We start from the raw sequence: 3,649 nt of genomic DNA on the forward strand, positions 1-3,649 counted from the left end.
GAAGACGACGAACTGCGTTATTCGTTGGCTCTGGTCTGCCTGGAAGCCAAGGCCTGGAACGAGGCAAAAGGTTATCTGGAAGACTTGATCGCCAGGGAAAGCCACGTCGACTCGGCGCATCTGAACCTTGGGCGTATCGCGGAAGAGCGTAACGACCCCCAGGGCGCGCTGATCGAGTACGCCCAGGTCAGGCCGGGCAACGATTACCTGCCAGCGCAATTGCGTCAGGCCGATATTCTGATGAACAACGGCAGGACCGCCGAAGCCCAAAGCCGTCTGGCGGCCCAGCGCGACGAGCAACCCGATTATGCGATCCAGTTGTACCTGATCGAAGTCGAAACCTTGTCGGCCAACAAACAGGGCGACAAGGCCTGGAACGTCTTGCAGCAAGCCCTGCAGAAATTCCCGGATGATTTGAATCTTCTGTATACCCGAGCCATGCAGGCGGAAAAACGTAATGACCTGGCGCAGATGGAAAAAGACCTGCGACTGATCATCAAACGTGACCCGGACAATGCGATGGCGTTGAATGCCCTCGGCTACACCCTGTCCGACCGCACCACGCGTTACGCCGAAGCCAAGGCCCTGATCGAACAGGCGCACCAGTTGAACCCGGAAGACCCGGCCGTTCTCGACAGCCTCGGCTGGGTGAATTTCCGCCTGGGCAACCTCGATGAGGCCGAGCGCTATTTGCGCCAGGCACTGGAGCGCTTCCCTGATCAGGAAGTTGCCGCTCATCTGGGCGAAGTCCTGTGGGCCAATGGCAAACAACGCGAAGCCAAACAAGTCTGGAGCAAGTTCCTCAAGGAGCAGCCCGACAGTCCTACCCTGCGCAGTACCATCAAGCGCCTGACCGGATCAGAGACTCTTTAAAATTATGTTTTTGCGCCACATTATCGTTTTCAGCTTCATCGCCCTGCTCGCCGGTTGCGCGGGCTTCAGCGCCCGTGAATCGGTCGGGGGACACGGTAACCCGGCCCAATGGCGCGAGCACAAACAACAACTGAGCAGCCTCGACGGCTGGCAGATCAACGGCAAGATCGGTATCCGCGCGCCAAAAGATTCGGGCAGCGGCACCCTGTTCTGGCTGCAACGCCAGGATTACTACGATATCCGCCTCTCCGGCCCGCTGGGTCGCGGCGCGGCCCGCTTGACCGGGCGCCCCGGCAAAGTCTCGCTGGAAGTGGCCAATCAGGGCCGTTATGACGCGTCGACTCCGGAAGCCCTGGTCGAAGAGCAACTGGGCTGGAAATTACCGGTGTCCCATCTGGCGTGGTGGGTTCGCGGTCTCCCGGCCCCGGACAGCAAAAGTCGTCTGACCCTGGACGTCGACAGCCGCCTGGCCAATCTCGAACAGGATGGCTGGCAGGTCGAGTACCTCAGTTATGCCGAGCAAAACGGCTATTGGCTGCCCGAGCGGATCAAACTGCACGGCACCGACCTTGATGTCACGCTGGTGATCAAGGACTGGCAACCGCGCAAACTGGGGCAGTGAAGATGACTGCCCCACGCCTGACTCTGCCCTCGCCCGCCAAACTCAACTTGATGCTGCATATCCTCGGCCGCCGTGAAGACGGTTACCACGAGTTGCAGACGATTTTTCAGTTTCTCGATTACGGCGATGAAATCACCTTCGCCGTTCGCGACGATGGCGTAATTCGGTTGCACACCGAATTCGCCGACGTCCCTCACGACAGCAACCTGATTGTCAAAGCCGCGAAAAAACTCCAGGAGCAATCCGGTTGTTCACTGGGCATCGACATCTGGATCGAAAAAATCCTGCCCATGGGCGGTGGAATCGGTGGCGGCAGTTCGAATGCGGCGACCACGTTGCTGGGCCTCAATCATCTTTGGCAACTGGGCTGGGATGACGACAGGCTGGCCGCGCTGGGTCTGACACTTGGCGCCGACGTCCCGGTTTTCGTGCGTGGCCACGCGGCTTTCGCCGAGGGCGTGGGGGAGAAACTCACGCCTGTAGAACCCGAGGAACCGTGGTATCTGGTGCTTGTGCCGCAAGTATCTGTAAGTACAGCAGAAATTTTTTCAGATCCGCTGTTGACACGTAACACTCCTCCCATTAAAGTGCGCCCCGTTCCCAAGGGAAACAGTCGAAATGACTGCTTACCGGTGGTAGCAAGACGTTATCCAGAGGTACGTAACGCCTTGAATTTGCTAGGTAAATTTACCGAAGCAAAACTCACCGGAACTGGAAGTTGTGTGTTTGGGGGCTTCCCAAGCAAAGCTGAAGCTGATAAAGTCTCGGCCCTTCTTACAGAGACCCTTACAGGGTTTGTAGCAAAAGGAAGCAACGTTTCGATGTTGCATCGCAAGCTGCAAAGTCTGCTCTAAAAGGAATCGGGTACTGGGTACTCGTAGCAACAGATACAGGGGCGTCGCCAAGCGGTAAGGCAGCAGGTTTTGATCCTGCCATGCGTTGGTTCGAATCCAGCCGCCCCTGCCATTTTCCTATACTCATCCAGGTTACCCTCAGCCTTCAGGTACTGCGCGTGTCCAAGATGATGGTCTTTACGGGGAACGCTAACCCCGATCTGGCTCGGCGTGTCGTACGTCAGCTGCATATCCCTCTCGGTGACATCTCTGTCGGTAAGTTTTCCGACGGCGAAATTACAGCCGAGATCAATGAAAACGTCCGCGGTAAGGATGTCTTCATTATTCAGCCGACTTGCGCTCCGACCAACGATAACCTGATGGAACTGGTAGTGATGGCTGATGCCTTCCGCCGCTCCTCGGCTACTCGTATCACTGCTGTTATTCCTTACTTTGGTTATGCCCGTCAGGATCGCCGTCCGCGTTCCGCACGTGTGGCTATCAGCGCGAAAGTCGTTGCTGACATGCTTACCGTAGTCGGCATCGACCGTGTTCTCACGGTTGATCTGCATGCTKACCAAATCCAGGGTTTCTTCGATATTCCGGTAGATAACATCTACGGCTCCCCGGTACTGGTGGATGACATTGAAGATCAGCGCTTCGAAAACCTGATGATCGTGTCCCCGGACATTGGCGGCGTCGTGCGTGCACGGGCTGTTGCCAAATCCCTGGGCGTGGATCTCGGGATCATCGACAAACGCCGTGAGAAAGCCAATCACTCTGAAGTGATGCATATCATCGGTGATGTCGAAGGGCGTACCTGTATTCTGGTCGATGACATGGTCGATACCGCCGGCACTCTGTGTCACGCGGCCAAGGCCTTGAAAGAGCATGGCGCTGCCAAGGTTTTCGCCTACTGCACGCACCCTGTGCTGTCGGGTCGGGCGATCGAAAACATTGAAAATTCCGTGCTGGACGAGCTGGTGGTGACGAACACCATCCCGCTGTCCGCTGCAGCACAAGCCTGTGCRCGTATCCGYCAACTGGATATCGCACCGGTAGTTGCCGARGCGGTYCGCCGCATCAGCAAYGAAGAATCGATCAGCGCGATGTTCCGYTAAGGGCCCTGCCCTTTTCATTACATCCTGTTGACGAAAAGCGCCCCGCCCCGGCATTCATGTCGGGGCGGGGCTTTTTTGCCCATATCGCCTTTAGCGCTGGTCGCAAACGCTGGGGCGAATGTGGTTATTTTGGAGATACAACATGAACGATTTTACTCTGAATGCTGAAGTGCGTTCCGACCTGGGGAAAGGTGCGAGCC

At 56.9% G+C, this 3,649-nt stretch carries 4 protein-coding genes and 1 tRNA gene; all 5 read left to right on the forward strand.

Translation table 11 applies throughout. The features are described 5' to 3' along the window. Nucleotides 1-873, forward strand: an 873-nt coding sequence (locus AC1DLB_RS24715) for a tetratricopeptide repeat protein (RefSeq protein WP_477785816.1), incomplete at its 5' end; no start/stop codon positions are given. Between the two features lie 4 nt (nucleotides 874-877). Next, on the forward strand, nucleotides 878-1,495 hold the full coding sequence (lolB, locus tag AC1DLB_RS24720) for a lipoprotein insertase outer membrane protein LolB (RefSeq protein WP_018929569.1): 618 nt from the start codon (nucleotides 878-880) through the stop codon (nucleotides 1,493-1,495). A gap of 2 nt (nucleotides 1,496-1,497) precedes the next feature. Continuing rightward, nucleotides 1,498-2,349, forward strand: coding sequence for a 4-(cytidine 5'-diphospho)-2-C-methyl-D-erythritol kinase (gene ispE, locus AC1DLB_RS24725; RefSeq protein WP_064616180.1), 852 nt, complete (start codon nucleotides 1,498-1,500; stop codon nucleotides 2,347-2,349). Nucleotides 2,350-2,386: 37 nt separating this feature from the next. Then, nucleotides 2,387-2,461, forward strand: a tRNA-Gln gene (locus AC1DLB_RS24730). A gap of 46 nt (nucleotides 2,462-2,507) precedes the next feature. Then, nucleotides 2,508-3,449: a ribose-phosphate pyrophosphokinase gene (locus tag AC1DLB_RS24735; RefSeq protein WP_477785817.1), complete on the forward strand. Its 942-nt coding sequence runs from the start codon at nucleotides 2,508-2,510 to the stop codon at nucleotides 3,447-3,449. Nucleotides 3,450-3,649 lie beyond the last annotated feature (200 nt).

The organism is Pseudomonas sp. 05N434, from assembly GCF_056396965.1.